The organism is Pseudomonas sp. SDO55104_S430 (genome assembly GCF_054070595.1).
This window is the reverse complement of sequence record NZ_JBSVXG010000407.1, coordinates 1-2657: the sequence shown is the minus strand read 5'-3', so window position 1 is coordinate 2657 and position 2657 is coordinate 1. Positions and strand designations below refer to the sequence as shown.

Annotated in this window: 3 protein-coding genes; 1 reads left to right on the top strand and 2 read right to left on the bottom strand. The window is 58.2% G+C overall.

What is annotated here, in order from left to right; translation table 11 throughout:
* Window positions 1–130: 130 nt before the first annotated feature.
* Together rpmG and rpmB are read right to left on the bottom strand one after the other, a co-directional pair.
* Complete coding sequence (gene rpmG / locus ACW9JE_RS30150) at window positions 131–286, bottom strand: 50S ribosomal protein L33 (protein ID WP_016772554.1); 156 nt, start codon at window positions 284–286, stop codon at window positions 131–133.
* A gap of 11 nt (window positions 287–297) precedes the next feature.
* Window positions 298–531 (bottom strand): 50S ribosomal protein L28, encoded by a 234-nt coding sequence (gene rpmB / locus ACW9JE_RS30145; RefSeq protein ID WP_224541973.1) that lies wholly within the window; start codon window positions 529–531, stop codon window positions 298–300.
* A gap of 445 nt (window positions 532–976) precedes the next feature.
* Between rpmB and ACW9JE_RS30140 the strand changes: the two genes are divergently transcribed.
* Window positions 977–2563 (top strand): ABC transporter substrate-binding protein, encoded by a 1587-nt coding sequence (locus ACW9JE_RS30140; RefSeq protein WP_457434839.1) that lies wholly within the window; start codon window positions 977–979, stop codon window positions 2561–2563.
* The last annotated feature ends 94 nt before the right edge of the window (window positions 2564–2657 follow it).

Genomic DNA, 2657 nt, shown 5'->3' with positions numbered 1-2657 from the left:
GGTGACCGCGCGCCCCCGTAGGAGCGAGGCTTGCCCGCGAAGGGTCCCTCAAAGGCAGCACAAAACCCAAGGCAACAAAAAAGGCCCGTATCTCGCGATACGGGCCTTTTTCGTAAGGAGGAAAAATCAATTACTTGATTTTGCCTTCCTTGTACATCACGTGCTTGCGAACAACCGGATCATATTTCTTGATCTCGATTTTGTCCGGAGTAGTGCGCTTGTTCTTGTCGGTAGTGTAGAAGTGACCAGTACCGGCGCTCGAGATCAAACGAATCAATTCACGCATGATTAGCTCCCTTAAACCTTGCCAGCTTTGCGCAGTTCGGCCAGAACGACAGTGATGCCGCGCTTGTCGATGATACGCATGCCTTTGGCAGATACGCGCAGACGCACGAAACGTTTCTCTTCTTCAACCCAGAAGCGGTGATGCTGCAGGTTCGGCAGGAAACGACGACGGGTTTTGTTGTTTGCGTGGGAAATGTTGTTCCCAGTCACCGGACCCTTACCGGTAACTTGACATACTCTAGACATGCCTCAGCCCTCTAAAACCACATGCCCAACCCGGCATGGGTTGGCCGCTTAATCTCTAGTCATTGTGGCGCCAGGCGCCGCGATTCTTTAGAGGTCTTACCGGCTACACCTACAGTGAAGGAACCGGGCCCCTAGAAAAGAGCGCTGCTTTATACCAGAAAGACTAGGGAGCAACAACATTCGCTGTGCATTGAATGGACAAAAAGCCCTTTTTTTACGCTCCAGGCGCTTTGGATAAAGGTTATGGGCGATTTCGACCACTCGTCGCAGAAAATCCGCCAGGCCAACCAAAATCGGGGTTTCTCTCCCGCGCTCGGGAAAATCCGGTGGTTATAGTCCACTCAAAATGAAAAAGGGGATAGTCATTTGCAAGGCAGCCCACTAGGGTAAGCCTTTTCCAGACTGCACTTGCAGATGGGCCTTCGATCTGTAAAGGAATCCGACCATGCGCCTCGCTGCTCTACCCCTGTTGCTCGCCCCTCTTCTGCTCAGCCCCCTGGCTCAGGCAGCGGCCCTGAGTGTCTGCACCGAGGCCAGTCCGGAAGGATTCGACGTGGTGCAGTACAACTCGCTGACCACCACCAACGCCTCGGCGGACGTGCTGATGAACCGTCTGGTGGATTTCGACACCGCCAGCGGCAAGGTGGTCCCGAGCCTGGCCGACAGCTGGGAAGTCAGCCCTGACGGCCTGACGTATGTGTTCAAGCTGCACCCGCAGGTGAAATTCCACCGCACCGACTACTTCAACCCAACCCGCGAGCTGACCGCCGAAGACGTGAAGTTCAGCTTCGACCGCATGCTCGATCCGGCCAACCCGTGGCACAAGGTCGCCCAGAGCGGCTTCCCCCACGCGCAATCGATGCAATTGCCCGCGCTGATCAAGAAGATCGACGCCCTCGACCCGCTGACCGTGCGCTTCACCCTCGATCACGCCGATTCGACCTTCCTGCCGACCCTGAGCATGGGCTTCGCCTCGATCTATTCGGCCGAGTACGCCGACAAACTGTTGAAGGCCGGCGCGACAGAGAAGCTCAACAGCCAGCCAATCGGCACCGGGCCGTTCGTGTTCACGCGTTTCCAGAAGGACGCCTCGGTTCGCTACAAGGCCAACCCGGACTACTTCCGCGGCAAGCCGTCAGTGGACCCGCTGATCTTCGCCATTACCCCAGACGCCAACGTACGCCTGCAGAAATTGCGTCGTAACGAATGCCAGATCGCCCTGTCGCCCAAACCGCTGGACGTACAGGCCGCTCTGAAAGAGCCGACACTGAAAGTCGAAAAGACCGACGCCTTCATGACCGCGTTCGTCGCCATCAACAGCCAGCACCCTCCGTTGGACAAGCCCGAAGTGCGCCAGGCGATCAACCTTGCCTTCGACAAGGCCAACTACGTCAAAGCCGTGTTTGAAGACACCGCGGAACCGGCCAACGGTCCTTACCCGCCGAATACCTGGAGTTACGCGAAAAACCTGCCCGGCTATCCCCACGACGTGGCGAAAGCCAAAGCATTGATGACCAAGGCCGGCTTGAAGGATGGCTTCCAGACCACCATCTGGACGCGTCCGTCGGGCAGCCTGCTGAACCCGAACCCGAGCCTCAGTGCGCAAATGCTGCAGTCGGACCTGGCGGAAATCGGCATTCAGGCCGAGATTCGCGTGATCGAATGGGGCGAACTGATCCGCCGCGCCAAAGCCGGCGAACACGATCTGCTGTTCATGGGCTGGGCCGGTGACAACGGCGACCCGGACAACTTCCTCACGCCGCAGTTTTCCTGCGCCGCGGTCAAGTCCGGCACCAACTTCGCCCGCTACTGCAATCAGGACCTGGACAAGCTGATCAGCGCCGGCAAGACCACCGGCGAGCAAGGCGTGCGCACCAAGCTCTACGAACAGGCCCAGGCGCAGATCCAGCAACAGGCGCTATGGCTGCCCCTGGCCCACCCGACCGCCTTTGCCCTGACGCGCAAAGATGTCGAGGGTTACGCGGTGAGCCCGTTTGGGCGGCAGGATTATTCGAAGGTGAACATCAAATAACGACCGCACCACAAACCCTGTAGGAGCCGAGCTTGCTCGCGATGGACTAAAGAACGCCGCTGGGTGTCAGACATCCAGCGTTATCGTTGACGAC